The organism is Streptomyces caatingaensis (assembly GCF_001187435.1).
GTDB lineage: Bacteria > Actinomycetota > Actinomycetes > Streptomycetales > Streptomycetaceae > Streptomyces > Streptomyces caatingaensis.
Map to the genome: position 1 here is coordinate 226,283 of NZ_LFXA01000004.1, position 26,403 is coordinate 252,685.

General features: G+C 71.6%; 22 protein-coding genes. 8 read left to right on the forward strand and 14 right to left on the reverse strand.

What is annotated here, in order from left to right; all coding sequences use genetic code 11:
• Positions 1 to 33: 33 nt before the first annotated feature.
• Positions 34 to 198 (forward strand): hypothetical protein, encoded by a 165-nt coding sequence (locus AC230_RS32945; protein ID WP_198535474.1) that lies wholly within the window; start codon positions 34 to 36, stop codon positions 196 to 198.
• A gap of 70 nt (positions 199 to 268) precedes the next feature.
• On the opposite strand, the gene dnaE is transcribed toward AC230_RS32945, so the two are convergent.
• Positions 269 to 3,808, reverse strand: coding sequence for a DNA polymerase III subunit alpha (gene dnaE, locus AC230_RS08415; RefSeq protein ID WP_049715441.1), 3,540 nt, complete (start codon positions 3,806 to 3,808; stop codon positions 269 to 271).
• 195 nt (positions 3,809 to 4,003) lie between these two features.
• Between dnaE and AC230_RS08420 the strand changes: the two genes are divergently transcribed.
• The 5 genes from AC230_RS08420 to AC230_RS08440 all read left to right on the forward strand — a co-directional run bounded on the left by AC230_RS08420 (position 4,004) and on the right by AC230_RS08440 (position 8,843).
• Positions 4,004 to 4,633 carry a hypothetical protein gene (locus tag AC230_RS08420; RefSeq protein WP_049715442.1) on the forward strand — a complete coding sequence of 210 codons (630 nt, stop codon included), beginning with the start codon at positions 4,004 to 4,006 and terminating at the stop codon, positions 4,631 to 4,633.
• A gap of 36 nt (positions 4,634 to 4,669) precedes the next feature.
• Positions 4,670 to 5,494, forward strand: a complete 825-nt coding sequence (locus AC230_RS08425) for a thioredoxin domain-containing protein (protein ID WP_049715443.1) — start codon at positions 4,670 to 4,672, stop codon at positions 5,492 to 5,494.
• Between the two features lie 96 nt (positions 5,495 to 5,590).
• Entirely contained in the window at positions 5,591 to 6,262 is a 672-nt protein-coding gene (locus AC230_RS08430) for a hypothetical protein (protein ID WP_049715444.1), read from the forward strand.
• A gap of 38 nt (positions 6,263 to 6,300) precedes the next feature.
• Entirely contained in the window at positions 6,301 to 7,134 is an 834-nt protein-coding gene (locus AC230_RS08435) for a thioredoxin domain-containing protein (RefSeq protein WP_049715445.1), read from the forward strand.
• Between the two features lie 86 nt (positions 7,135 to 7,220).
• Positions 7,221 to 8,843 (forward strand): alkaline phosphatase D family protein, encoded by a 1,623-nt coding sequence (locus tag AC230_RS08440; RefSeq protein ID WP_049715446.1) that lies wholly within the window; start codon positions 7,221 to 7,223, stop codon positions 8,841 to 8,843.
• Positions 8,844 to 9,042: 199 nt separating this feature from the next.
• On the opposite strand, the gene AC230_RS08445 is transcribed toward AC230_RS08440, so the two are convergent.
• On the reverse strand, positions 9,043 to 9,630 hold the full coding sequence (locus tag AC230_RS08445; RefSeq protein ID WP_049715447.1) for a dienelactone hydrolase family protein: 588 nt from the start codon (positions 9,628 to 9,630) through the stop codon (positions 9,043 to 9,045).
• Positions 9,631 to 9,764: 134 nt separating this feature from the next.
• Between AC230_RS08445 and AC230_RS08450 the strand changes: the two genes are divergently transcribed.
• Positions 9,765 to 10,871, forward strand: a complete 1,107-nt coding sequence (locus tag AC230_RS08450; RefSeq protein ID WP_049715448.1) for a mechanosensitive ion channel family protein — start codon at positions 9,765 to 9,767, stop codon at positions 10,869 to 10,871.
• Positions 10,872 to 10,901: 30 nt separating this feature from the next.
• Here the strand turns inward: AC230_RS08450 and AC230_RS08455 are convergent, their stop codons facing one another.
• The 5 genes from AC230_RS08455 to AC230_RS08475 form a co-directional block, all read right to left on the reverse strand.
• Positions 10,902 to 12,494 carry a Na+/H+ antiporter gene (locus AC230_RS08455; protein WP_049715449.1) on the reverse strand — a complete coding sequence of 531 codons (1,593 nt, stop codon included), beginning with the start codon at positions 12,492 to 12,494 and terminating at the stop codon, positions 10,902 to 10,904.
• 60 nt (positions 12,495 to 12,554) lie between these two features.
• Positions 12,555 to 13,019: a GNAT family N-acetyltransferase gene (locus AC230_RS08460; protein WP_049715450.1), complete on the reverse strand. Its 465-nt coding sequence runs from the start codon at positions 13,017 to 13,019 to the stop codon at positions 12,555 to 12,557.
• Positions 13,016 to 13,957 (reverse strand): RluA family pseudouridine synthase, encoded by a 942-nt coding sequence (locus tag AC230_RS08465; protein WP_049715451.1) that lies wholly within the window; start codon positions 13,955 to 13,957, stop codon positions 13,016 to 13,018. The genes AC230_RS08460 and AC230_RS08465 overlap by 4 nt, the downstream gene beginning before the upstream one ends.
• 99 nt (positions 13,958 to 14,056) lie before the next feature.
• A complete protein-coding gene (gene lspA, locus AC230_RS08470; protein ID WP_049715452.1) occupies positions 14,057 to 14,617 on the reverse strand; it encodes a signal peptidase II in 561 nt (186 codons plus the stop codon).
• A gap of 104 nt (positions 14,618 to 14,721) precedes the next feature.
• Entirely contained in the window at positions 14,722 to 16,377 is a 1,656-nt protein-coding gene (locus AC230_RS08475) for a TraR/DksA family transcriptional regulator (protein WP_078871072.1), read from the reverse strand.
• Between the two features lie 495 nt (positions 16,378 to 16,872).
• Between AC230_RS08475 and ileS the strand changes: the two genes are divergently transcribed.
• A complete protein-coding gene (ileS, locus tag AC230_RS08480) occupies positions 16,873 to 20,001 on the forward strand; it encodes an isoleucine--tRNA ligase (RefSeq protein WP_049715454.1) in 3,129 nt (1,042 codons plus the stop codon).
• A 169-nt stretch (positions 20,002 to 20,170) separates the two neighbouring features.
• Here the strand turns inward: ileS and AC230_RS08485 are convergent, their stop codons facing one another.
• From AC230_RS08485 to AC230_RS08515, 7 genes are all read right to left on the reverse strand, one after another.
• Positions 20,171 to 21,385 (reverse strand): DivIVA domain-containing protein, encoded by a 1,215-nt coding sequence (locus tag AC230_RS08485; RefSeq protein WP_049715455.1) that lies wholly within the window; start codon positions 21,383 to 21,385, stop codon positions 20,171 to 20,173.
• A gap of 61 nt (positions 21,386 to 21,446) precedes the next feature.
• The gene (locus tag AC230_RS08490; RefSeq protein WP_049715456.1) at positions 21,447 to 21,731 is read right to left on the reverse strand and encodes a YggT family protein; all 285 of its coding nucleotides are present in this window, start codon (positions 21,729 to 21,731) and stop codon (positions 21,447 to 21,449) included.
• A gap of 75 nt (positions 21,732 to 21,806) precedes the next feature.
• Positions 21,807 to 22,409, reverse strand: a complete 603-nt coding sequence (locus AC230_RS08495; protein WP_049715457.1) for a cell division protein SepF — start codon at positions 22,407 to 22,409, stop codon at positions 21,807 to 21,809.
• A gap of 119 nt (positions 22,410 to 22,528) precedes the next feature.
• The gene (locus tag AC230_RS08500; RefSeq protein WP_049715458.1) at positions 22,529 to 23,248 is read right to left on the reverse strand and encodes a YggS family pyridoxal phosphate-dependent enzyme; all 720 of its coding nucleotides are present in this window, start codon (positions 23,246 to 23,248) and stop codon (positions 22,529 to 22,531) included.
• Complete coding sequence (gene pgeF / locus AC230_RS08505; RefSeq protein ID WP_049715842.1) at positions 23,245 to 24,018, reverse strand: peptidoglycan editing factor PgeF; 774 nt, start codon at positions 24,016 to 24,018, stop codon at positions 23,245 to 23,247. Before pgeF ends, AC230_RS08500 begins: the two co-directional genes overlap by 4 nt.
• A 23-nt stretch (positions 24,019 to 24,041) precedes the next feature.
• Entirely contained in the window at positions 24,042 to 25,277 is a 1,236-nt protein-coding gene (gene ftsZ, locus AC230_RS08510; RefSeq protein ID WP_049715459.1) for a cell division protein FtsZ, read from the reverse strand.
• Positions 25,278 to 25,517: 240 nt separating this feature from the next.
• Positions 25,518 to 26,399, reverse strand: coding sequence for a cell division protein FtsQ/DivIB (locus AC230_RS08515; protein ID WP_049715460.1), 882 nt, complete (start codon positions 26,397 to 26,399; stop codon positions 25,518 to 25,520).
• Positions 26,400 to 26,403 lie beyond the last annotated feature (4 nt).

Below are 26,403 nucleotides of genomic sequence, written 5' to 3' on the forward strand. Positions count from 1 at the left end.
CCGGGGGGCACCTTGAGTGGAGGCAGACCCGTCATGGCCAAGAACAAGAAGCAGGACCGCAGTCAGCAGCAGAAGGCCGGCGCGGCGGAGCGCGGGCAGGAGCAGGCCCAGAAATCGGCCATGGAGGCCCAGTCGCACCGCGTGACCCCGGCCGACCTCGCGCAGAAGAGCCGACAGAAGCGCTTCGGCCACAACTGACCGGCGCCCGGAAGCGCATGAGGGCGCGCCCGCGGGAAGCGGGCGCGCCCTCACGGCGTACGGGACGGGCTCAGCCCGCCAGACAGGACGGTCCGAGCAGCTGCTTGAGGTCGCCGAAGAGCGCGGGGTCCGGGGTGACCCGGTGCCGGTCCAGGCGCAGCACGGTCGTCTTGCGCGGCCCCTGGAGCTTGATCCGCACCTCGGTGGAGCCCCGGTGGTGGGTGAGCACCTGCCCGAGCCGTTCGACCATGGGCGGGGTGACCTTGACGGTGGGGATGGTGATGACGACGGGCGCGTTGCTGCCCGCGTTGGACAGGTCGGGGACCATCAGCTCCATCGCGACCAGCCGCGGGATGTCCTCGCGCTTGTCGAGCCGGCCCTTGACGAAGACGACGGCGTCCTCGACGAGCTGGGTGGAGACCAGCTGGTAGGTGGCGGGGAAGAACATGCAGTCGATGGAGCCGGCCAGGTCCTCGACGGTGGCGATGGCCCAGGCGTTGCCCTGCTTGGTCATCTTGCGCTGGAGGCCGGAGATGATGCCGCCGATGGTGACGATCGCGCCGTCGGCGTAGTCGCCGCCGGTGAGCTGGCTGATCCCGGCGTCGGCCTTGTCGTTGAGGATGTGCTCGATGCCGAAGAGCGGGTGGTCGGAGACGTAGAGGCCGAGCATCTCCCGCTCCTGCGCGAGGAGGTAGGACTTCTCCCACTCGACGTCGGAGAACTCCACGTCCAGGCCGAAGCCCGGCTCGCTGCTGTCCTCCTCGCCCATCCCGCCGAAGAGGTCGAACTGCCCCTCGGCCTCCTTGCGCTTGACCGCCACCACGTTGTCGATCATCGGCTCGTAGTGCGCGGTGAGGCCCTTGCGGGTGTGCCCCATGGTGTCGAACGCCCCGGCCTTGATGAGGGATTCGACGGTGCGCTTGTTGCACACGACCGCCTCGACCTTGTCGAGGAAGTCGGGGAAGGAGGAGTACTTCCCCTTGGACTTGCGGCACTTGATGATCGAGTCGACGACGTTCTGGCCGACGTTGCGGACGGCCGTCAGGCCGAAGAGGATCACGTCGTCGCCCTGCGCGGCGAAGTTCGACTCGGACTCGTTGACGTTCGGCGGGAGCACCTTGATGCCCATGCGGCGGCACTCGTTGAGGTATGTCGCCGACTTGTCCTTGTCGTCCTTGACGGAGGTCAGCAGGGCGGCCATGTACTCGGCCGGGTGGTTGGCCTTGAGGTAGGCGGTCCAGTAGGAGACGAGTCCGTACGCGGCGGAGTGCGCCTTGTTGAACGCGTAGCCGGCGAAGGGCACCAGCACGTCCCACAGCGCCTGGATGGCCTCGTCGCTGTAGCCGTTCTTGCGGGCGCCGCCCTGGAAGATGGTGAAGTTCTTCGCCAGCTCCTCGGGCTTCTTCTTGCCCATCACGCGGCGGAGGATGTCGGCCTCGCCGAGCGAGTAGCCGGCGATGATCTGGGCGGCCTTCTGCACCTGCTCCTGGTAGACGATCAGGCCGTAGGTGACGTCCAGGACCTCCTTGAGCGGCTCCTCCAGCTCCGGGTGGATCGGCGTGATCTCCTGCTGGCCGTTCTTGCGCAGCGCGTAGTTGGTGTGGGAGTTCATGCCCATCGGGCCCGGCCGGTAGAGGGCCGAGACGGCGGAGATGTCCTCGAAGTTGTCGGGCTTCATCAGCCGCAGCAGGGAGCGCATGGGCCCGCCGTCGAACTGGAAGACGCCGAGGGTGTCGCCGCGCTGGAGCAGTTCGAAGGTCTTGGGGTCGTCGAGCGGCAGTTCCAGCAGGTCGATGTCGAGGCCCTTGTTGGCCTTCACCATCTTGACCGCGTCGTCCATGATCGTGAGGTTGCGCAGGCCCAGGAAGTCCATCTTCAGCAGGCCGAGCGACTCACAGCTCGGGTAGTCCCACTGCGTGATGGTCACGCCGTCGGTGTGCCGGACCCAGACGGGGACGTGGTCGGTGATCGTCTCGCTGGACATGATCACGCCGGCCGCGTGCACACCCATCTGCCGGACCAGGCCCTCGACGCCGCGCGCGGTGTCGATGACCTTCTTGACGTCCGGCTCGTTCTCGTACATCCCGCGCACCTCGCCCGCCTCGCTGTAGCGCGGGTGGGAGGGGTCGGTGATGCCGGAGAGCGGGATGCCCTTGCCGAGGACGTCGGCGGGCATCGCCTTGGTGATGCGGTCGCCCATCGCGTACGGGTAGCCGAGGACGCGCGCGGAGTCCTTGATGGCGTTCTTGGCCTTGATGGTGCCGTACGTGCCGATCATGGCGACCTTGTCGGCGCCGTACTTCTCGGTGACGTACCGGATCACCTCGGAGCGCCGGCGCTCGTCGAAGTCGATGTCGACATCGGGCATCGAGACGCGCTCGGGGTTGAGGAACCGCTCGAAGATCAGGCCGTGCGGGATGGGGTCGAGGTCGGTGATGCCCATGGCGTACGCGACGATCGAGCCGGCCGCGGAGCCACGGCCGGGGCCGACCGCGATGCCGTTCTTCTTCGCCCACATGATGAAGTCGGCGACGACGAGGAAGTAGCCGGGGAACCCCATCTGGATGATGACGTCCATCTCGTACTCCGCCTGCTTCTGGCGGTCCTCGGGGACGCCGCCGGGGAAGCGGCGGGCCATGCCGCGCCGGACCTCCTCCTGGAACCAGGTGACCTCGGTGTAGCCCTCGGGCACGTCGAACTTGGGCATGAGGTCGCGCTTCTCGAACCAGCCGGTGGTGTCGACCTGCTCGGCCACCAGGCGGGTGTTGGCGCAGCCCTCCTGCCAGGCGTCCGAGGAGTCGATGGCGTACATCTCCTCGGTCGACTTCAGGTAGTAGCCGGTGCCGTCGAACTTGAAGCGGTCGGGGTCGGAGAGGTTCTTGCCGGTCTGGATGCACAGCAGCGCGTCGTGGGCGGCCGCCTCGTGCGCGTAGGTGTAGTGGGAGTCGTTGGTGACCAGCGGGGGGATGCCCAGCTTCTTGCCGATCTCCAGCAGCCCGTCGCGGACGCGGCGCTCGATCTCGATGCCGTGGTCCATCAGCTCCAGGAAGTACCGGCCCTCCCCGAAGATGTCCTTGTAGTCGCTGGCCGCCTGCAGGGCCTCGTCGAACTGGCCGAGCCGCAGCCGGGTCTGCACCTCGCCGGACGGGCAGCCGGTGGAGGCGATCAGGCCCTCGGACCACTGGGCGATGGTCTCCTTGTCCATCCGCGGCCACTTGGTCAGCCAGCCCTCGGCGTAGGCGTCGGAGGAGAGCCGGAAGAGGTTGTGCAGACCGGTCTTGTTCGCCGCCCAGATGGTCTTGTGGGTGTAACCGCCGGAGCCGGAGACGTCGTCGCGCTTCTGGTGCGGCTGGCCCCACAGGATGCGCCGCTTGTTGCGCCGCGACTCGGGGGCGACGTACGCCTCGATGCCGATGATCGGCGTGATCTCGGCCTTCTTGGCCTGGTGGAAGAAGTCGTAGGCGCCGTGCAGGTTGCCGTGGTCGGACATGGCGATGTGCGTCATCCCCATCTCCTTGCAGGCGCTGAACATGTCCTTGAGCCGCGCGGCACCGTCCAGCAGCGAGTACTGCGTGTGGACGTGCAGGTGCGTGAAGGGCGGCTTGCTCACGGTGGACGACCTCCGGCGGCGGTTCGGGGACAGGGCGGCACGGCAGTCTTGAAGGGTACCGGCCCGCACCCCCCGGCACGGCGGGCGCGGGGGACGCGGACGCCACGGGGGACCCATCGCACGCACATTCGATGTTTTCGATGGCGAAGCGGTCTTTAGGAGCCACTTATCCAGGAACGTGCCAGACTCGCATGCATGGACATATCAGCGGCACGGCCGAGGGCGCTGCGCGCGGCCCTCTTCACGGCGCTGTGCCTGCTGCTCTCCACGGCCTCGCACGCCGTGCTGTCCGGGCGCCCGCTGCCCCTGCCGGTCGCCGGCGCGGCCGGCGCCGGGGTCCTCGCGGCGGCCTACGCGCTGGCCGGCCGCGAGCGGGGCTTCGGGCACATCGCCGCCCTGCTCGTCCCGCTGGAGCTCGCCCTCGGCGCCGCCTTCGGGGCGGGCCAGGACGCCTGCTACGACGCGGCCGGCCGACCGGCACCCGGCGCCCTCACCATGCTCTGCGGCGGCAGCCGCCTCGGCGCCCCGCTCGCCCGCCTCACCGGCCCCGGCCTCGCCCCCTGGCTCCTGCTCGCCGGACATGTCGCCGTCGGCCTGCTGGCCGCCGCCTGGCTCGCCCGCGGCGAGCGGGCCCTCGTCCGGCTGCTGCTCGCCGCCGCGGCGGCCGCCTTCCGGCCGCTGCGCCCGGCCCGCGCCACGGTGCCGGCCCCCGCGCCGCGCCGCCGGGCCGTCCCCGCCGCCGCCCGTCCGGCCGCGCCCTCCGGGCCGCCGCTGCTCCACTCCGTCGTCAGACGCGGGCCGCCCGTGCCCGCCGTCCCCGCCTGACCCGGAAGACCCCTCGCACCACGGAGCAGCACCACCATGAGCAAGCGCAACAACTGGGACAACAAGCAGTCCGCCCGTGAGCGGCTGCGCGCCGAGCGCGAACGCCAGGCCAAGAAGGAGAGGACCAAGCGCCAGCTGATCGTCGGCGGCTCGCTCGTCGGCGTCCTGGCCGTCGCGGGCGGCATAGCCGTCGCCGTCACCCAGCTGGGCGGCGGCAGCGGCACCGGCTCGGAGTGGTCCGCCGCCGCCAAGAAGACCCTCGTCAAGCCGGCCAACACCGCGGGCGAGAACGGCACCGAGGTCGTCGTCGGCGACAAGAACGCCAAGCACACCCTGGAGGTCTACCAGGACATGCGCTGCCCGGTCTGCTCGGTCTTCGAGCAGAACGTCGGCCCGGCGATCGACAAGGACGTCAAGGACGGGAAGTTCAAGGTCTCGTACCACATCGGCACCTTCCTCGACCGCAACCTCCCCGGCACCGGATCCAAGAACGCGCTCAGCGCGGTCGGCGCCGCGCTGAACGTCAGCCCCGAGGCGTTCGTCGAGTACAACAAGGCGCTCTACGCCAAGGAGAACCACCCCGAGGAGACCAAGGACGACTTCGCGAAGGACGACACCCTGCTGAAGATCGCCCAGCAGGTCCCGGCCCTCAAGGGCAACAAGGACTTCGAGAAGAACGTCAAGGAGGGCACCTTCGACAAGTGGGCCCTGGAGATGTCCGCCGCGTTCGACAAGAACAAGGACATCACCGGCACCCCCACCATCAAGCTGGACGGCAAGAAGCTGACGGCCCAGGGGAGCGACAACCCGCCCATGACGCCGGACCAGTTCGCCTCCGCCGTGAACGCCCGGCTGAAGTAACCCCCCTCGCACCGGACTCCCGTCCCCGGCCCCTCCCCCGGGTGATGCCGAATCTTGACACGACAACTGCGGCGTGTCGTGGCACACTTCCCGGTTATGAAGGGGACGGGAGTTCGGTTGCGGGCGCTGCGCGCCGGGCTGTTCACCGCACTGTGCGTGGCCCTCTCCTCGGCCTCCCACATCCTGCTCTCCCGGATGCCGCTCCCCGCGACCACGGTCGCGGCCCTGTCGGCCGGCTACTTCGCCCTCTCCTTCGCCCTCGCCGGCCGCGAGCGCGGCTACTGGCCGATAGCCGGCCTGCTCATCCCTCTCGAGCTGGCGGCGGACACGGTGTTCACGACGGGGCAGCACGCCTGTTACGGGCCCGCCGGGGGCCCGGTGGCCGGTCCGCTGCACTCCCTCGGCATCGATCTCGTCTGCCGAAGCGGCCAAGTCGGCGCACCGCTGGCCCGGATGGCCACCGTCCCGCACACTCCGGACCAGATCAATTCCACGGTCCCGTGGCTGCTGCTCGCCGGGCACATCACCATCGGCCTGCTGGCCGCCTTCTGGCTGCGGCGCGGCGAAGTGGCCCTCACCCGGCTGCTGCGCGCGCTGGCCGCGTTCGCCGTCCGCCCGCTGCTGTGGGCCGCCGCCGCACTGGGCATTCCGCTCCGGCCGTCGGGCGCGACGGTACGCCCGGCCCGCGACACCCTGCGTTCCCGCAAGCTCCCCCTGCTCGTCCACTCCGTGGTACGGCGCGGACCGCCTCAGGCCCTCACTGCCTGAGCAACACGTCCCAACGCCCTACACCCGGAGAAGCCATCATGAGCAACCGCAACAATGCCCAGAACAAGCAGGCGGCCCGAGAGCGGCTGCGCGCCGAGCGCGAACGCCAGGCCAAGAAGGACAAGACCAAGCGCCAGCTCATCGTCGGCGGCGCGGTGGTGGTCGCCCTGGCGGTCGCGGCCGGCATAGCCGTCGCGGTCACCAAGATGAACGACGGCGGCAGCGACCACTGGAAGGCCGCCGCCAAGAAGGAACTCGTCAAGCCCGCCAACACCACGGGTGAGAACGGCAACGAGATCGTCATCGGCGAGAAGAGCGCCAAGGAGACCCTGACGGTCTTCGAGGACCCCCGCTGCCCGAGCTGTGCAGGCTTCGAGCAGGAGGTCGGCCCGACCATCCGCCAGGACGTCAAGGACGGGCGATACAAGGTCCGCATCGTCATGGTGAACTTCCTTGACGGCATGCTCTCGGGAAGTGGTTCCAAGAACGCCGTCAGTGCGCTGGGGGCCGCCCTGAACGTCAGCCCGGAAGCGTTCCTCGACTACAAGGCGGCGCTCTACGCCGAGAAGAACCACCCCGACGAGCGGGACGACGCCTTCGCCGACGACAAGAACCTCCTCGACATCGCCCAGCAGGTCCCGGCCCTCAAGGGCAACAAGGACTTCGAGAAGAACGTCAAGGACCACGTCTACGACCGCTGGGGCCTGGAGATGGGCAAGCTCTTCGGCAAGGACGGGGTGAACGGCACCCCGACGCTGCTGCACGGCAAGAAGCAGCTGACGGTCCAGGGCCCCAAGGGCCCGGTGCCTCCGATGACCAAGCAGCTGTTCGACGAGGCGATGGACAAGGAATTCGGTCCGCGGAAGAAGTGACCGCGCGAAGGGGGGACGGCCCCGGGGCCGTCCCCCCAAGCGCCCCGTATTACCCGGGCATTACCAAAGCGTTAAGGTAATCGCCCGTGAATCTCCCCATATCCCGCCGCACTCTCGTCACCTCCGCGGCAGCGACCGCGACGCTGCTGGGCGTGGCCCCGGCCCGCGCGGCCGGCGGTGCGCGGCCCGCCTTCCTCCACGGCGTGGCGTCCGGCGACCCGTTGCCCGACGGCGTCCTGCTGTGGACGCGCGTCACGCCCGTCCCGGACGCCACCCCCGGCTCGGGCCGCGGGCCCGACACCCCCGTCACCTGGGAGGTGTCCGAGGACTCCGGCTTCGGACGCGTCGTCGCCACCGGCACCGTGACGGCGACGGCCGCGTCCGACCACACGGTCAAGGCCGACGTCCGCGGACTGCGCCCGGCCACCGGCTACTTCTACCGCTTCAGGGCCGGCGACGCCGTCTCCCCGACCGCCCGCACGCGCACCGCACCGGCCCCCGACGCGACGCCGGACGGCCTCCGCTTCGGCGTGGTCTCCTGCGCCAACTGGGAGTCGGGCCACTTCTCCGCGTACCGCCACCTCGCGGCCCGGCGCGATCTGGACGCGGTGCTGCACCTCGGCGACTACATCTACGAGTACAGGTCGGGCGAATACCCGGCCGCCAAGTACGTCGTGCGCAAGCACGAGCCCGAGCACGAGATCGTCACGCTCGCCGACTACCGCGTCCGGCACGGCCGTTACAAGACGGACCCCGACCTCCAGGCCATGCACCACGCCCTGCCGATGGTCGCCATCTGGGACGACCACGAGTTCGCCGACAACGCCTGGGAGGGCGGGGCCACCAACCACACCCCGGGCACCGAGGGCGACTGGAAGGTCCGCATGGCCGCGGCGAAGCAGGCGTACTTCGAGTGGATGCCCGTGCGGCCGTCGGTCGCCGGCACCACCTACCGGCGGCTGCGCTTCGGCCGCCTGGCCGATCTGCACCTGCTGGACCTGCGGTCGTTCCGCTCGCAGCAGGCCAGGACGGGCGCCGGCACGGTGGACGGCGCCTCCCGGACGCTGGCCGGACGGGTCCAACTCGACTGGCTGAAGGAGGGCCTGGCCGCCTCCGACACGACCTGGCGGTTCGTCGGCAACCCCGTGATGATGTCGCCCGTCGCCTTCGGCGCCCTGCCCGCGCACCTGCTGCGGCCGCTCGCCAAGCTGCTGGGGCTGCCCGCCGAGGGCATCACCGTCAACACCGACCAGTGGGACGGCTACACGCACGACCGGCACGAGTTGCTGGAGCACCTGACGGGCCGGGGCATCCGCAACACGGTCTTCCTGACCGGGGACATCCACATGGCCTGGGCCAACGACGTGCCGGCGAAGGCGGCGACGTACCCGCTCTCGCGCTCCGTCGCCACCGAGTTCGTCGTCACCTCGGTGACCGCCGACAACCTCGACGACACGCTGCACGTCCACCCGCACACGGTCTCCCTCCCGGCGGTCGCCGCCGTCAAGGCCGCGAACCGGCACGTGAAGTGGGTCGACATGGACTCCCACGGCTACGGCGTCCTCGACGTCACCGCCGAGCGGGCGCAGATGGACTACTACGTCCTCTCCGACAAGCGCGACCCGGCCGCGACGTCCTCGTGGAAGCGCTCGTACCGGACGACGTCGGGCACCCAGCGCGTGGAGCGGGTGAAGTCACCGGTGGGGTGACCTCCCCAGGCCCGCGGCGCTTGAGCCCGTCCGGCGCTTGAGGACGAGCGGCGAAGCCGCGATTCGGGGGTCCAGGGGGCGGAGCCCCCGGTGGGGCGCAGGGGCGAAGCCCCGCCCACCGCGCAGAGCGCGGTCCGGGTCCGGGGGCTTGCCCCCGGGGAAACGGTGAAAGGGCGGGGCAGGGGCTCAACCCCCCGGCCTAGCCGGATACTTCCTCCAAGAACCCCAGCGCCACCCGCCACGCCCGCTCCGCCGCCTCCCCGTCGAAGTCGGGCAGCTCGCTGTCCGTGAACAGGTGCCCAGCCCCCTGATACCGGTGCACCTCCACGTCCGCCCCCGCCCGCCCCATCCGCAGGTACCACGCGTTGAGCCAGTCGTGCGGCTCGAAGGGATCCGGGTCCGCCACGTGCAGCTGCACCGGCAGCTCGTCCACCCCCGCGTCCTCCGCCAGGTCCGACGTCCCGTGGAAGAGCAGCAGCCCCCGCGCCCGCTCGTCCCCCAGCGCCAGGTTCTGCGCGATCGACCCGCCCATCGAGAACCCGGCGTACACCACACCCCGGTCGGACAACGGCGCCACCGCCGTGACGGCCCGGCGCAGCAGCTCCTCGCGCCCGATCTCCTCCTTGATCGCCATCCCCTCCTCGACGGTCCCCGCCGTGCGCCCCTCGTAGAGGTCGGGAACGTGCACCTCGTACCCCGCGCCGCGCAGCCGCCCGGCCGCCGCGTGGACGGCCGGTCGCAGACCGTACGCCGAATGGAACAGAACAATCGTGGTAGGAGACGGCACCGGAGTCACTTCCTCGCAGGCTGAACACAGAGCTGAACACAGAGCGGACGGATCACGTCGCGTGGCCTCCATCGTGCCAGCTACGGTCGAAGGGGGCCCGCCCCGGCAGCACGCCGGAAGGAGAGCTGAGGCCCATGGCGGAGGACATACTGCGCCCCTTCGCGGTCGTCGTCGGCGCGGTGCTCGTCACCCTGTTCGTCGGCTGGGCCGCCGACCGCACGGTGCGCGAGATCGCCGAGCACCACCCCGAGGCCCCGCTGTGGCGGCTGCTGCGCCGCTGCCGGACGCCCCTGCGCCTGGTGCTGTGCGCGGCGCTGCTGCGCGCCGGCCTCGGCTCGGCCGGGCTCTCCCGCGGGTACGAGGACCCGGTCGGCCGGCTGCTGAACCTCGTCCTGATCGGCGCCTGCGCCTGGCTCGCCGCCCGCGTGGCCACCGCCGCCGTCGAGGCGGGGTACGCGCGGTACGCCGCCGGCGACCGCGACCCGGCCCGGATGCGCCGGGTGCGGACGCAGGTCACCCTGATCCGCAGAATCGTCACGGCGGCCATCTGCGTCGTCGCCCTGGCGGCCATGCTGCTGACGCTGCCGGGCATGCGCGCCGTCGGCACGTCCGTCCTGGCCTCGGCCGGACTGATCGGCGTGGTGGCCGGCGTGGCCGCGCAGTCCACGCTCTCGAACGTCTTCGCCGGGCTCCAGATCGCCTTCGGCGACATGGTCCGCATCGGCGACACGGTCGTCGTGGGCGGCGAGTGGGGCACCGTCGAGGAGATCACGCTGACCTACATCGTGGTGACCACCTGGGACGAGCGCCGCATCACCATGCCGGTCTCGTACTTCACCGGCCGGCCGTTCGAGAACTGGTCCCGCGGCAACCCCCGCATGACGGGCACGGTCTTCCTCCACCTGGACCACTCCGCCCCCGTCGACCTGCTGCGCGAGCGCCTGCACCAGATCGTCAAGGACGCCCCGGAGTGGGACGGCCGGGCCTGGAGCCTGGTCGTCACGGACACCACGCCGTCCACGATCCTGGTGCGGGCCCTGGTCACGGCCCGGGACGCGGACGACATCTGGACCCTGCGCTGCCTGGTGCGCGAGCAGCTCGTGGAGTGGCTGCGCCGCGAGCACCCGTACGCGCTGCCGCGGATCACCACCGCGCCCGCGCCCGGCCCGGCCGACGCGCCGGACCGCCGGCAGACCCCGCCGACGTCGGAGGACATCGGCCCGGGCCCGGGCCCGGACTGACGCCGCGCGGCCCCGCCGTCCCGCGCGCGGCTACATCCCGCGCAGCGAACGGACGTCGAGGTGCCGCAGCACCCGGTCCACCACCTCCGGGTCCATCCACGGCTCGCTCCGCGCGTCGAGGACCGCGTGCCGCGCCGCCGAGAGCAGATCGGCCTGGATGCGCTGGATGGTGTGCAGCCGCTGGACGCGCTGGGCGTGCGCCTCGCGCCGCTCCTCGTCCACCATCTCGGGGCTGATGCGGGCGCCGACGTCGTAGGCGCGCCGGTGCAGCATCTCCCTCAGGTCCTCGGAGAGCTCCTCCTCCTGCTCGATCTCCAGCAGCCGGTGCCGGGCGGCCTTGGCGGCGCGGATGGCGAGCTGCCGTTCCAGCTCCCGCGTCCAGTCGGAGTCGCCGCGCACCCCGAGCGCCTTGACCAGCCGGGGCAGGGTCAGGCCCTGGACGACGAGCGTGGCGATGATGACGGCGAAGGCGATGAAGAGGATCTCGTCCCGGGCCGGAAAGGGCGATTTGTCGTTCGTGGTCAGCGGAATGGCGAGGGCGAGCGCCACGGAGGCCACGCCGCGCATCCCGGACCACCACATGATCACGGTCTCCCGCCAGCTCGTCAGGATCTCCTCGTCGACGTCACGGCCCTTGTGCAGCCGCTTCGCCAGCCAGGCGGCGGGCAGCAGCCACGCCAGCCGCACCCCGACCACGACGGCGACGACGACACCGCCGATGCCGAGCATCTCGCCCCAGCGGCCCGAGGCGGTGGCGATGGCGTTGTGCAGTTCGAGGCCGACGAGGCCGAAGGCGACACCGGTGACGAGGGTGTCGACGATCTCCCAGAAGGTGTGCCCGGCCAGCCGCCCCAGGACGTCGTCGGCGTCGCTCGCGAACTCGGCGAGGTACAGCGCGGTGGTCAGCACCGCCAGCACGCCGGACCCCTTGAACTCCTCGGCCAGGACGTACGAGACGAAGGGCACCAGCAGGGTGAGACCGATCTGGAGCGTCGCGTCCCCGAGGATGTCCATCAGCCGCTTGGCGCCCCAGCCGAGCAGCAGCCCGACGGCCAGGGCCACCACGGCGGAGAAGACCAGCTCGACGACCGCCTTGGGCAGCGAGAAGCTGCCGCTGACGGCCGCGGCGATGGCCACGTGGTAGAGCACGATGGCGGTGACGTCGTTGAAGAGCCCCTCGCCCTCCAGGATCGAGACCAGGCGGCGGGGCAGCCCCAGGGAGCCGGCGACGGCCGTCGCGGCGACCGGGTCGGGAGGGGCGACCAGCGCGCCCAGCGCCACGGCCGCGGCGAGCGAGATCCCCGGCACGATCGCGTTGGCGACGGCCGCGACCGCGGTGGTGGTGACGAAGACGAGGGCCACCGCCAGCAGGAAGATCGGCCGCCGGTTGGCCGCGAACTGCCGCCAGGAGGTGCGCTGGGCGGACGCGTAGAGCAGCGGCGGCAGGACCAGCGGGAGGATGAACTCCGGCGGGATGTCGATGTTCGGCACGAACGGCAGCAGCGCGAGGACGATGCCGCCCAGCGTCATCAGCACCGGCGGCGGCAGCCCGAGCCGGTCCCCCAGCGGCACCGTGACGAGCGCCCCGAGCAGCAGGACGAACAGCAGGGCCAGCTGGTCCACGAGTGCCCTCCGCGCCGCCTGGGGAACAGTCGTTCACCCCAGCCTGCCACGGAACGGGCCTCACAGCCCCTTGGTCATCGCCCGGTGCGGGATCCCGCTGCCCTCGTCGAACTCGGGCCCGTGGGCCGCGTACCCGAGCCGCTCGTAGAAGCCCAGCGCGTGCGTCTGCGCCTCCAGGTAGACCCGCGCCAGCCCGAGCCGCCGGGCCTCGGCCTCCACGGCCCGGACGAGGGCGGCGCCCACCCCGGTGCCGCGCGCGGCGCGGACGGTGGCGAGCCGGCCGAGGACGGCCGTCACGTCGTCGTCCACCCCGGCGCGGGCGTACTTGCGCCGCGCGGGCGCGCCGTGCAGGAAGCGGACGGTGCCGAGCGGCCCGTCGGGCCCGCCGGCCAGCAGGTGGACGGCCTCGGCGTCGTAGGCGTCCAGCTCCTCCGCCTCAGGGATGCCCTGTTCGGCGACGAAGACCGCGCGGCGCACCGCGAAGCAGTGCTCCAGCTCGTCCCCGGCGACGATCCGGATCCTCACGCGCTCTCCGCGCGCACCGTCTCCAGCGCGTGCCGCAGGTCCTCGGGGTAGTCGCTCCCGAACTCCACCCAGCGGCCGTCCGAGGGGTGCTCGAAGCCGAGCCGCACGGCGTGCAGCCACTGACGGGTGAGCCGCAGCCGCTTGGCCAGCGTCGGGTCGGCGCCGTACGTCAGGTCGCCGACGCAGGGGTGGCGGTGGGCGGACATGTGCACCCGGATCTGATGCGTCCGGCCGGTCTCCAGCTTGATGTCGAGTAGGCTGGCGGCCCGGAACGCCTCGACGAGGTCGTAGTGCGTGACGGACGGCTTGCCGTCGGCCGTCACCGCCCACTTGTAGTCGTGCTGCGGGTGGCGGCCGATCGGGGCGTCGATGGTGCCGCTCAGCGGGTCCGGGTGGCCCTGGACGAGCGCGTGGTAGCGCTTGTCGGTGATCCGCTCGCGGAACTGGTGCTTGAGGTGCGAGTAGGCGCGCTCGGACTTGGCGACGACCATCAGGCCGGAGGTGCCCACGTCCAGGCGGTGCACGATGCCCTGGCGCTCGGCGGCGCCCGAGGTGGAGATCCGGTAGCCGGCGGCGGCGAGCCCGCCGATCACGGTGGGGCCGGTCCAGCCGGGGCTGGGGTGGGCGGCCACGCCGACCGGCTTGACGATGACGACGATGTCCTCGTCGTCGTGGACGATCTCCATGCCCTCGACGGGCTCGGCCACGACCCGCACCGGCGCGGGCGGCGCCGGCATCTCGACCTCCAGCCAGGCCCCGCCGGTCACCCGGTCGGACTTCCCGGCCTCGGCCCCGTCGAGCTGGACCTTGCCCGCGGCCGCGAGCTCGGCCGCCTTGGTCCGGGAGAACCCGAACATGCGGGCGATGGCGGCGTCGACGCGCTCGCCCTCCAGGCCATCGGGTACGGGCAGGGCGCGGATCTCGGGAATCGTGCTCACCCGTCGAGTATGCCGGACGGGTGACGAGGCCCCGAACCCCCGGTGTTCCCGCCGCGGTCCCGGTCGCCCCGTCCCGGCCGCTGATGTGCGTCGCGGATGTCAGTCGCGGTGGACGGAGCCGTCCGGGTCGAGCCCCCGGAAGGAGAGGATCACGATGAGGAAGCCGCCGCAGACGATCGCCGAGTCGGCGAGGTTGAAGACCGGCCAGTGCCAGACGGCGATGAAGTCCACCACCCCGCCCTCGAACCCGCCCGGCGCCCGGAAGAGCCGGTCGGTGAGGTTGCCCAGCGCGCCGCCCAGCAGCAGGCCCAGCGCGATGGCCCAGGGCAGGCTGTGGAGCTTGCGGGCGATCCGGGCGATGACGACGATCACGGCGGAGGCGATGACCGTGAAGATGATGGTCATCGTCTCGCCGATGCCGAAGGCCGCCCCGCGGTTGCGGATCACGGTGAACTGCAGCCAGCTGCCGATCAGCTCGACGGGGTCGTGGTGCTCCAGCTTGGCCACGACGGCCAGCTTGCTCAGCAGGTCGACGAGGTACGCGCAGACCGCGACCGTGAACAGCACGCCGATCCGGCGCCTGCCCCGCGGGCTCCCGCCGGTCTCCTCGACGTCCCCCGGCGCACCGGTGGTCCTTCCGGTCTGCTCCGCCTCTGTCACGTGAGTCCTTCGCTCCTGACCGTCGCCCGGCACTGCTGTGTCCAGTGGGGCCCGGGTGCACTGCCCGGCCGATGACGAGGGTACGGCACTCGACCCCTCCGGGTTCAGCGACGTTCCTGCCGCTGCTTGCACTCGACGCACAGCGTCGCCCGGGGAAACGCCTGCATACGGGCCTTGCCGATGGGCCGGCCGCAGTTCTCGCAGAGCCCGTACGTCCCGGCGTCCAGCCGGCCGAGCGCGCGCTCGGTCTGGTCCAGCATCTCGCGGGCGTTGGCGGCGAGGGCCAGTTCGTGCTCGCGCGCGATGTTCTTCGTCCCGGTGTCGGCCTGGTCGTCTCCCGCGCCGTCACCGGAATCCCGCATGAGCCCGCTCACCGCGCGCTCCGCCGCGCCGATCTCCCCCGTGAGCCTCCGCACCTCGCTCTCCAGCACGCCGCGGGCCTCGGCGACCTCGTCGGGCGTCCACGGCTCCTCCCCGGGCCGCACCGCCAGCTCCCCCTCCGCCCGCGCGGCGGGCACCTTGGCGACCACGTCCTCCGCCTTCTCAGCAGCCACGGTTCCGACTCCCGTCTCCTCGGGGATCCCCGCCGCCCCGGCCTTGAGCCCGGGGGCGGCGGCCTTCTCGGCCACGCGCCGGGCGGGCGCCTCCTCGGCCCCGGGCACCCCGGCGCCCCGCGCCGCACCCGCCCTCCCGACGGACCCGGCCTTCCCGGCCACGGCCTCCCGACCCGGCGCCCGCTTACCGACCGCCTTTTTGGCGGGTGCCGCCTTCTTGGCGGGTGCCGCCTTCTTGGCGGGTGCCGCCTCCTTGGCGGGAGCGGCCTTCTTGGCGGGTTCCCCCTTCTTCGCGGGAGCGGCCTTCTTCCCGGGAGCAGCCTTTTTCGCGGGGACGGCCTTTTTCGCAAGGGCGGCCTTCGTCTCGGAGACGGCCTTCTTCCCAGGAACGGCCGCCGGGGCGACCTCGGACGCGCCCTTCGCCGGAGCAGCCTTCGCAGGAGCGGCCTTTGCCGCAGCCTTCTTCGAAACGGCCTTCTGCGCCGCCGCCTTGGCGGACGCCTTCCCCGCCCCCTGCGCGGCAGTCGCCTTCTTGCCAGTCACCTTCTTGGCAGCCGCCTTTTTGACAGACGCCTTCTTGACGGGCGCCTTCTTGACGGGCGCCTTCTTGACGGGCGCCTTCTCAGGGACCGCCGCCTTGGCAGGCGCCTTCTTGGCCGGGGCCCCACCCGCCGTCGTCTTCGCCGCCGTCTTCTTCACCGACGCGGCCCCTTTCGCACCCCCGCCCCCGCCCCCGGCCCCCGCCGCCTCTCCCCTCGCGGCACCCCCTTTCCCCGTACCGCCCTCCCCCGTACCGCCCTTCTTGGCCGCGGCCCCGCCGGAGCCGGCCTTCTGCGCCGCCGTCTGCTTCGCCGCCGTCCCCTTCGCCCCCGCCGTCCCCTTCGCCCCCGCCGTCCCCTTCGCCCCCGCCGTCCCCTTCGCCGCAGCGCCCCCCGCCGAGCCTGCCTTCCGTGCCCCGGTGGTCGTCCTCCCCGCCCCGGCGGCCGAGCCGCTCACCGAGCCGCCGGCTCCCGCTCCCGCCCCGGCCGGCCCGACCTTCTTCGTCACGGTCTTCCTCGCCCCGGCGGCCGGGCCGCCCGCCGCGCACACCCGCGCGCCGGCGGCCGGGGCGGGGGCGGGGCGCCCCGCAGGGCGGCGGCGGCCCGCGGCCGCCGTCCGTACGGCGACGGCGACGGCATCGGCCCCCGCCGAGGATTCCTGCGCCATGGCCGCGACCCCTTCACATTTTATGATCTTGCGCGCGAATCGTGCGGGAACGATAAATCGCCCCACGGCAGGCGGCAACGGGGCACGCCGGTCCCCACCCTTGTGCCCCGCTCCCGGCCCCGTAACCGGAGGAACGGCCCGGGCGCGGGCGGAGAGCCGATATCCGGTCGGCCGACCCGCCCTGCGCCCCGTACACTGGGCGGCAGCGAAAGGCGTGGAAGGGACGAGTAACGCCGTACGCAGCCATCAGCGACCCGGGGACGGTGCGAGCCCGGGGGTGTGCACGGCGCGAAGATCAGCCCGGAGCCGCCGGAAGAACGCCCCGCGCCGGACGCGCAAGCCAGGCACGCGGGGTCAGTAGAACCGGCGTCGCGACCCCAATGAGGGGGCCGGGGGCCGTACGGCCCGCGGCCAAGGAGGGTGGTACCGCGGGAGCCCGGAAGGCGTCTCGTCCCTCCGACGGACAGCGCACAACCGTCCCGCCGGAGGAAGCCGATGACGCAGTACCGCCAGGTACCCGCTCAGGTCGACCTGCCCGCCCTGGAGCACGCCGTGCTCGAGTTCTGGCGCGAGCAGAAGATCTTCGCCCGTACGCTCGAACAGTCCGAGGGCCGCCCCGAGTGGGTGTTCTACGAGGGCCCGCCCACGGCGAACGGCATGCCGGGCGCCCACCACATCGAGGCCCGCGTCTTCAAGGACGTCTTCCCGCGCTTCCGCACCATGCAGGGCTACCACGTGGGCCGCAAGGCCGGCTGGGACTGCCACGGCCTGCCCGTCGAGCTCGCCGTCGAGAAGGAGCTCGGCTTCTCCGGCAAGCAGGACATCGAGGCGTACGGCATCGCCGAGTTCAACGCCAAGTGCCGCGAGTCCGTGACCCGGCACACCGACGCGTTCTCCGAGCTGACCACCCGCATGGGCTACTGGGTGGACCTGGACGACGCGTACCGCACCATGGACCCGGACTACGTCCAGTCCGTCTGGTGGTCGCTGAAGGAGATCTTCAACAAGGGCCTGCTGGTCCAGGACCACCGCGTGGCCCCCTGGTGCCCCCGCTGCGGCACCGGCCTGTCGGACCACGAGCTGGCGCAGGGCTACGAGACGGTCGTCGACCCGTCCGTCTACGTCCGCTTCCCGCTGACCTCCGGCCCGCTCGCGGGCGAGGCGTCGCTGCTCGTCTGGACGACGACCCCGTGGACGCTGGTCTCCAACGTCGCGGCCGCCGCGCACCCGGACGTCACCTACGTCGTCGCCACCGACGGCACCGAGCAGCTGGTCGTCGCCGAGCCGCTGCTGGAGAAGGCCCTCGGCGAGGGCTGGACCGCGACCGGCCAGTCGTTCACCGGCCGCGAGATGGAACGCTGGACGTACGAGCGCCCGTTCACCCTCGTCGACCTCGAGAACGCCAACTACGTCGTCAACGCCGAGTACGTGACGACCGAGGACGGCACGGGCCTCGTCCACCAGGCCCCGGCCTTCGGTGAGGACGACCTCAGGACCTGCCGCGCGTACGGCCTCCCGGTCGTCAACCCGGTCCGCGCCGACGGCACCTTCGAGGAGGAACTCCCGCTCGTCGGCGGCCAGTTCTTCAAGAAGGCGGACGAGGCGCTCACCGCCGACCTCGGCGCCCGCGGCCTGCTGTTCAAGCACGTCGCGTACGAGCACAGCTACCCGCACTGCTGGCGCTGCCACACGGCGCTGCTCTACTACGCGCAGCCCTCCTGGTACATCCGCACCACGGCCGTCAAGGACCGGCTGCTCCAGGAGAACGAGAAGACCAACTGGTTCCCCGACTCGGTCAAGCACGGCCGCTTCGGCGACTGGCTGAACAACAACATCGACTGGGCGCTCTCCCGCAACCGCTACTGGGGCACCCCGCTGCCCATCTGGCGCTGCGAGCAGGACCACCTCACCTGCGTCGGCTCCCTCGCCGAGCTCACCGAGCTCACCGGCACCGACCAGAGCGGCCTCGACCCGCACCGTCCGTACATCGACGCCGTCACTTTCCCCTGCCCCACCTGCCAGGAGACGGCCACCCGCGTCCCCGAGGTCATCGACGCCTGGTACGACTCGGGTTCGATGCCGTTCGCGCAGTGGGGCTACCCGTACAAGAACAAGGAGCTCTTCGAGAAGCGCTACCCGGCGCAGTTCATCTCGGAGGCCATCGACCAGACCCGCGGCTGGTTCTACACGCTGATGGCCGTCGGCACGCTCGTCTTCGACAAGTCGTCGTACGAGAACGTCGTCTGCCTCGGCCACATCCTCGCCGAGGACGGCCGGAAGATGTCCAAGCACCTGGGCAACATCCTCCAGCCGATCCCGCTGATGGACCAGCACGGCGCCGACGCCGTCCGCTGGTTCATGGCCGCCGGCGGCTCGCCGTGGGCCGCGCGCCGCGTCGGCCACGGCACGATCCAGGAGGTGGTGCGGAAGACCCTCCTGACCTACTGGAACACGGTCGCCTTCCAGGCCCTCTACGCCCGCACCGCCGGCTGGTCCCCCTCGGCCGCCGACCCGGCGCCGGCGGACCGCCCGCTCCTGGACCGCTGGCTGCTCGGCGAGCTGAACACCCTCACCGACGAGGTCACCCGGTCCCTGGAGGCCTACGACACCCAGCGCGCCGGCAAGCTGCTCTCCGCGTTCGTCGACGACCTGTCCAACTGGTACGTCCGCCGCTCGCGCCGCCGCTTCTGGCAGGGCGACGCGGCCGCGCTGCGCACGCTGCACGAGGTCGTCGAGACGGTCACCCGCCTGATGGCCCCGCTCGTCCCGTTCATCACCGAGCGGGTCTGGCAGGACCTGGTCGTCCCGGTCACCCCGGACGCCCCGGCGTCGGTGCACCTGTCCACCTGGCCCGTGGCCGACACGTCGCTCGTCGACCCGGAGCTGTCGAAGCAGATGGTGCTGGTCCGCCGCCTGGTGGAACTGGGCCGCGCCACCCGCGCCGAGTCCGGCGTGAAGACGCGCCAGCCGCTGTCCCGCGCGCTGGTCGCGGCGGCCGGCTTCGAGTCCCTCTCCGCCGAGCTGCGCACCCAGATCACCGAGGAGCTGAACGTCTCCTCTCTCGCCTCCCTCTCCGAGGTCGGCGACTCCCTGGTCGACACCACCGCCAAGGCCAACTTCCGTGCGCTGGGCAAGCGGTTCGGCAAGGGCGTCCAGGCCGTGGCCAAGGCCATCGCCACCGCGGACGCGGCCGCCCTCTCCCTCGCCCTGCGCGAGGGCAACGCCTCGGTGGACGTGGACGGCGAGCCGGTCGCCCTCTCCCCCGACGAGGTCATCATCACCGAAACCCCCCGCGAGGGCTGGTCGGTGGCCTCCGACTCGGGCGCGACCGTCGCCCTCGACCTGGAGATCACCCCGGAGCTGCGCCGCGCCGGCCTCGCCCGGGACGCGATCCGCCTCATCCAGGAGGCCCGCAAGAACTCCGGCCTGGACGTCGCCGACCGCATCGCCCTCCGCTGGCACTCCTCCGACGACGAGGTCCGCACCGCCCTGACCGAACACTCCGCCCTCATCGCGGACGAGGTCCTGGCCACGGACTTCGCCCCCGGCGAGGCGGATACGACGTTCGGCGCCCCCTTCGAGGACGAGCCCCTGTCCTTGACGTTCCGCCTCCGCAAGGCGTAACCCTCCGGGAAGGGCGGGCGGGGCTTCTTGCCCCGGTCCCGCCCCCGGAGGGGGCACCCCCACCCCCCCGCCACACCCCCACGCACCAACACAACGGGCCGGGCCCCTGGGAATCCCCAGAGGCCCGGCCCGTAATGATTGCGACGACTGAACCGCTACGCGGCGGCCGTCAGTTGTCATCCTCATCGATGAGGAACCCACGCATCGGCGAAGGCGCCTGCATGGGCTGCGGCCCCTGCGGCCGCACCGGAGCCATCGGCTGCGTCATCGCGGGCGACATCTGCTGCTGCCCCCCGTACGACGGGCTGCCCGACTGCCCCGGACCACCACTGCCCATGGACGAGTTGCCACCCATGCTGTGGCCGCCCATGCCCGCACCGGCCGACGCCATGGACCCGCTCATCGAGGGGGCCGGCGGCAGCGACGGCGCGCCCGAGGCGCGCGGCGGGGCGAGCGAGTCGTCCGCCTGGTTCTCCAGCTGACGCAGCTGGCTCTCCAGGTAGGACTTCAGCCGCGTGCGGTACTCGCGCTCGAAGCCGCGCAGATCCTCGACCTTGCGCTCCAGCGTGGCGCGCGCGGACTCCAGCGAGCCCATCGCGACACGGTGCTTCTCCTGCGCGTCCCGCTCCAGCGCGTCGGCCTTGGCGCGGGCGTCCCGCTCCAGACCCTCCGCCCGGCTGCGGGCCTCACCGACGATCTTGTTGGCCTCGGAGCGTGCCTCCGCGATCGCCTGATCGGCCGTCTGCTGCGCGAGCGAGAGCACGCGGGCCGCGCTGTCGCCGCCCGGGCCCTGACCCGGCTGGGGCAGCTGGGGACCGGGGCCGCCCATCGGACCGCCCTGCCCCATCGGGCCGGGACCACCCTGACCCATGGGGCCGCCCTGCCCCATCGGACCGCCCTGGCCCATCGGACCGGGACCGCCCTGGCCCATGGGACCACCCATCGGGCCGCCCATGGGACCGCCCTGGCCCATGGGGTTCTGTCCCATCGGTCCCGCGCCGTGCGGGCCCTGGGGACCGTGGCCGTGTCCGCCCGGCCCGGCCGGCAGCTGCGGGGCACCACCCGGCAACTGCGGCGGGCCGCCCATCTGCTGCTGGTTCGGCGGCACCGGCTGCGGGCCGGATATGGCGGCGGGCACGGGGGCGCCGGGAGCGGACCGCTGGTCCTGCGGCTCCGGCTTGCGCATGCCCTGCTGCTGGTTCTGCGCCGCGGCACGGGTCGCCGCCGCCAGCTTGGCGCGCAGGTCCTCGTTCTCCCGGAGCAGGCGCGTCAGTTCGGCCTCGACCTCGTCGAGAAAGGCGTCGACCTCGTCCTCGTCATAGCCTTCTCGGAGACGGACGGTCGTGAACTGCTTGTTCCGCACGTCCTCGGGGCTCAGCGGCATCTCTTCTTCACCTCAACGTAGTCGTCGGCAATCGGCAAGACCGTATCGTTCACAGCCGCGTTCACAGCCGCTCCACGACGGTGATCAGGATGTAGACGATGATCATCAGTACGAAGAAGGACAGGTCGAGCGCCACGCCCCCGAGACGCAGCGGCGGGATGAACCGCCGCAGAAGCTTGAGTGGCGGATCGGTGACAGTGTAGGTGGCCTCGAGCACGACCACCATCGCCTTACCGGGTTGCCACGAGCGGGCGAACTGGAAGACGTAATCCATCACCAACCGGAAGATGAGCACGAGCAGGAAGACGTACAGCGCGATGTAGATCACCTGCCGTGCGATGTCCATCCCGCGCTTCCCTCTCCCCTCACCGTGCCCGGTCCATTTGACCGTCACTCACCGGCATTGCCTGATTGTGCGTCTCTAGCTCTGGTTGAAGAACCCGCCCTCTGCGATACGGGCCTTGTCCTCCGCCGTGACATCGACGTTAGCAGGAGACAGCAGGAACACCTTCTGCGTCACCCGTTCGATGCTGCCGTGCAGACCGAAGACCAGACCGGCGGCGAAGTCGACAAGTCGCTTCGCGTCGGTGTCGTCCATCTCGGTCAGATTCATGATCACCGGGGTGCCCTCGCGGAAGTGTTCCCCGATGGTACGGGCCTCGTTGTAGGTCCGGGGGTGCAATGTCGTGATGCGGTAGGGCTCCCGCTCGGACACAACTTTGGGCATGATCACCGGTGCGTTCTTCTCCAGGGAGTGGCGTTCGGGTGTGATGGACGACACGGGGGCGATTCGGGCGGGTCGTCCCGTTTCCGCTGTCAGCGGAGCGGGTTCACGCTGTGCGGGCGGCTGGGCGACTCGAACCGGTTCGTCCGATTGCGTCTGTTGGGCCTGGTGCTGTTGCCGGCGCCGGTCGGGCTCCGGCTCGGGCTCGAACTCGTCGTCGGGGTCGAATCCCCGGCCGTCGTACCCATCGTCCTCCACGAGGCCGAGGTAGACCGCCATCTTGCGCATCGCGCCGGCCATTCTCTGCGTCCTCCGCTCTGTGGTGGATCGGCTCCTCTAACGGCGCTGGATCCACTTGGTCTGCCCGACTTTTGACGGGAATGACCATATTTTGTGCTGTGGTCCGACTCTTGGCGACGTTACCCGAGCCGTGGTCGGCTTCCGAGTACCGCTGTGCCGACGCGTACATGTGTCGCACCCGCCGCCACGGCGTCCTCCAGATCAGCGCTCATTCCTGCGGACACCATGTTCGCAGCAGGATGGGCCGCGCGCAGGTCCGTTGCGATTTCCCGCAGCCGCTCGAACGTCGCCCGCGGCCGTCCGGCGTACGGTCCGGCCAGCGGAGCCACCGTCATGAGGCCCGCCGGGCGCAGCCCTTCGGCCTCCGCGAGCGCGTCCGCGAGGGCCGCGACCCCGTCGGGGGCGACCCCGCCGCGGCCGGCGGCGTCCCCGCTCTCCGCGTCGAGCGCCACCTGAATCAGGCAGTCCAGTTCTCTCCCCCGACGGACGGCCGCCGCGGAAAGCGCCGTGACCAATCTGACCCGGTCAATGGAGTGCACGACATCGGCATAATTAACCACCGACTTTACTTTGTTGGTCTGCAATTGACCGACAAAGTGCCAGGTAAGGGGCATGCCCGAGCATTCCGCGGCTTTCGGTGCCGCGTCCTGGTCGCGATTCTCCGCGACATGACGGACCCCCAGGTCCGCCAGGAGACGGACGTCACTCGCGGGGTACGTCTTGGTGACCACGATCAGGGTCACTTCTTCACGCTTTCGGCCCACGGCCGCGCAGGCGGCGGCGATACGTTCCTCCACCTGGGCGAGATTCCGGGCCAGTTGCGTCCTGCGGTCCGTCATCGCCCGGACTCCCCTTCGAGCCATACGTAGCTGGCGAGCCGTCCCGTGACCCGCTCGCGCCGGTACGAGAAGTGGTCCGCCGATTCCAGCGTGCAGATGTCCGACCGGGTGACGTCCCCGACGCCCGCCCGGCCGAGCTGGGCGCGGACGCCGGCGGCGACGTCCACCGCGGGCGTCCCGCCGCGGGTGGTGGCCCACGCCTCGGGGACCACCGCGGCGACGTCCGCCCGCATCGCCTCCGGCACCTCGTAGCAGCCGCCGCAGACCGAGGGCCCGAGGTGGGCGACGATCCGGGCGGGGTCGGCGCCGAGCCGGACCATCTCCCCGACGACCGCCGGCACGACACCGGCGACCAGTCCGGGCCGTCCGGCGTGCGCCGCGCCCGCGACCCCGGCGACCGGGTCGGCCAGCAGGACGGGGGTGCAGTCGGCGGTGAGCACCGCGAGGGCCAGTCCCCGACGGGCCGTCACCACCGCGTCGACCGACGGGATCTCCCGGCCGGCCGGCCAGGGACCGTCCACCACGGCCACGTCCTTGCCGTGCACCTGGTTCATCCAGACGACGAGCGCCGGGTCGAGGCCGAGCGCGCGCGCCGCCCGCTCCCGGTTGACCCGCACCGCCGCGGGGTCGTCGCCCACCGCGCCGCCCAGGTTGAGCTCCGCATACGGAGCGGCGCTCACCCCGCCCCACCGGTCGGTGGAGGCGAAGTGCGCGCCGCTCGCGTGTGCCGCGTCGGGCCGGCCCCGGGTGTGCGGAGGGGGGTTTCCTATCACCGAGGTCACGTCGGCCCGCGTCACTTCAAGAAGTCGGGAACGTCCAGTTCCTCGGCGGTGGAGTCCTGGTACGGACGGGCCGGGGGAACCTGGGGGGACGAGGCCGGGGGCGGCGGGACCTCGGCGACCGGGACCGGGTCCGGGACCGGCTCCTCGGTGCGGGGGGTCACGTTGCCCAGGCCGCCGAAGGCCGGGCGGGACGGCTCGGCCGGCGGGGCCGGGCGGCTCGCGGCGGCGGGCGCCGGGGCGGCGCTCTCCTCGCGGCCGTAGGACGAACCGAGCACCTTGTCGCGGTTCTTGGCGGGCGGCTGGCCGCCGTCGAAGCCGGCCGCGATGACGGTGACCCGGACCTCGTCGCCCAGGGCGTCGTCGATGACGGCGCCGAAGATGATGTTGGCCTCGGGGTGGGCGGCCTCGCTCACCAGCTGGGCGGCCTCGTTGATCTCGAAGAGGCCGAGGTCGCTGCCGCCGGAGATGGAGAGCAGCACGCCGCGGGCGCCGTCGATGGACGCCTCCAGCAGCGGCGAGGAGATCGCCATCTCGGCCGCGGCCACGGCACGGTCGTCGCCGCGGGCCGAGCCGATGCCCATGAGGGCGGAACCCGCCTCGGACATCACGGACTTGACGTCGGCGAAGTCGAGGTTGATGAGACCCGGGGTGGTGATGAGGTCGGTGATGCCCTGAACACCCGACAGCAGCACCTGGTCCGCGGACTTGAACGCGTCGAGCACGCTGACCTGGCGGTCCGAGATGGACAGCAGCCGGTCGTTGGGGATGACGATGAGGGTGTCGACCTCGTCGCGCAGGCTGGCGATGCCGTCCTCGGCCTGGTTCGCGCGGCGGCGGCCCTCGAAGGTGAACGGGCGGGTGACCACACCGATCGTCAGGGCGCCCAGCGAGCGCGCGATGTTGGCGACGACGGGTGCGCCGCCGGTGCCGGTGCCGCCGCCCTCGCCCGCGGTGACGAAGACCATGTCGGCCCCCTTGAGGACCTCCTCGATCTCCTCGCGGTGGTCCTCGGCGGCCTTGCGGCCGACGTCCGGGTTCGCGCCGGCGCCGAGACCCCGGGTGAGCTCCCGGCCGACGTCGAGCTTGACGTCGGCGTCGCTCATCAGCAGGGCCTGTGCATCGGTGTTGATCGCGATGAACTCGACGCCCTTGAGACCGACCTCGATCATCCGGTTGATGGCGTTGACGCCACCGCCGCCGATGCCGACGACCTTGATGACTGCGAGGTAGTTCTGCGGTGCTGCCACGTCGAAGGCCTCTCGCCTCGAGTTACGTATGCCTGGAGGACGGTTCGCAATGCCAACCCGAACCCTAACGTTGAAGTTTAGGGTTACCCGTGCCACTGTTCCCTGGGTTCTCGGGACAGGACACTAAGTCGACAAGTGGTGCGTGTTCAACGAACACGCCGAACCTCCCGTTTTTCTTTTCACCCTATGTGATCACCCATAGGCGTAGCCAACCAGGGTGCTGCCGGCCCCCACCGGGCGTCAACTCCCCGCCGCCGCGGGGGCGCCGGGGGCGCTGACGTCGAAGCGCTTCGCGCCGGGCGCCGCCTTCATCAGCGCGGTGAGCGTACGCGCCTTGGCGTCGCCCCGCTCGCCGCTGCCCCAGACGACCGTCCGACCCCCCGTCAACTCCACGGTGATGGAGTCGTACGAGCGTACGCGGATGACGAGGGTGTCGCGGCGCACGTCCGCCGGGAGGGACGCCGAGGCGCGCACGCCCTCGCGCTCCAGGCGCGCGCGGCCGAAGTGGCGGACGCCCGGGGAGTCGTCGGGGGCCTCCATCACCAGCCGGGGCACCTTGGCCGGGGCGCGGTCGACTGTGGCGAACCGCACTCCCATACCGTCGATTTCGATGAACTTCCCGCCCTTTTCGAGGATCGCTTTCGGCTGACGTTCGGTCACTTCCAGTCGGATTCCGTGCGGCCAGGAGCGGCCGACGTCGACGGACTCGATCCGGGGGAGCTTCGCGCGCAGCCGGCCGGCGATGGCGTCCGTGTCCACGGACACCAGCGGCTCGCCGAGCGGCACGGCGGCGGCCGCGCGCACCTCGTCCGCCGTGAGGACCTCGGTGCCCGCGACCTCGACGTGGGTGGCGCGCAGCCAGCCGGAGCCGTACAGCGCCCAGACGACGGCGGTGCCGAGGAGCGCGGCCGCGACCGCCGCCAGGACCAGCCGGGTGCGCCGCGAGAGCCCCGCGAGCGGGCCGGAGCGGCCCGTGCGGGGTCTGCGGCCGCCCGTACGGCCCCTGGGGCGCGCGGGCCTCCTGCCCGGCCCCTTGGGGGGCCGGGAGGAGCCGGCCGACGACTTCGGTCCCGGCTTACGGTTCCGTTCGCCGCCGCGCCGGGCGGTCGTCGGTCCGGCCACGCTG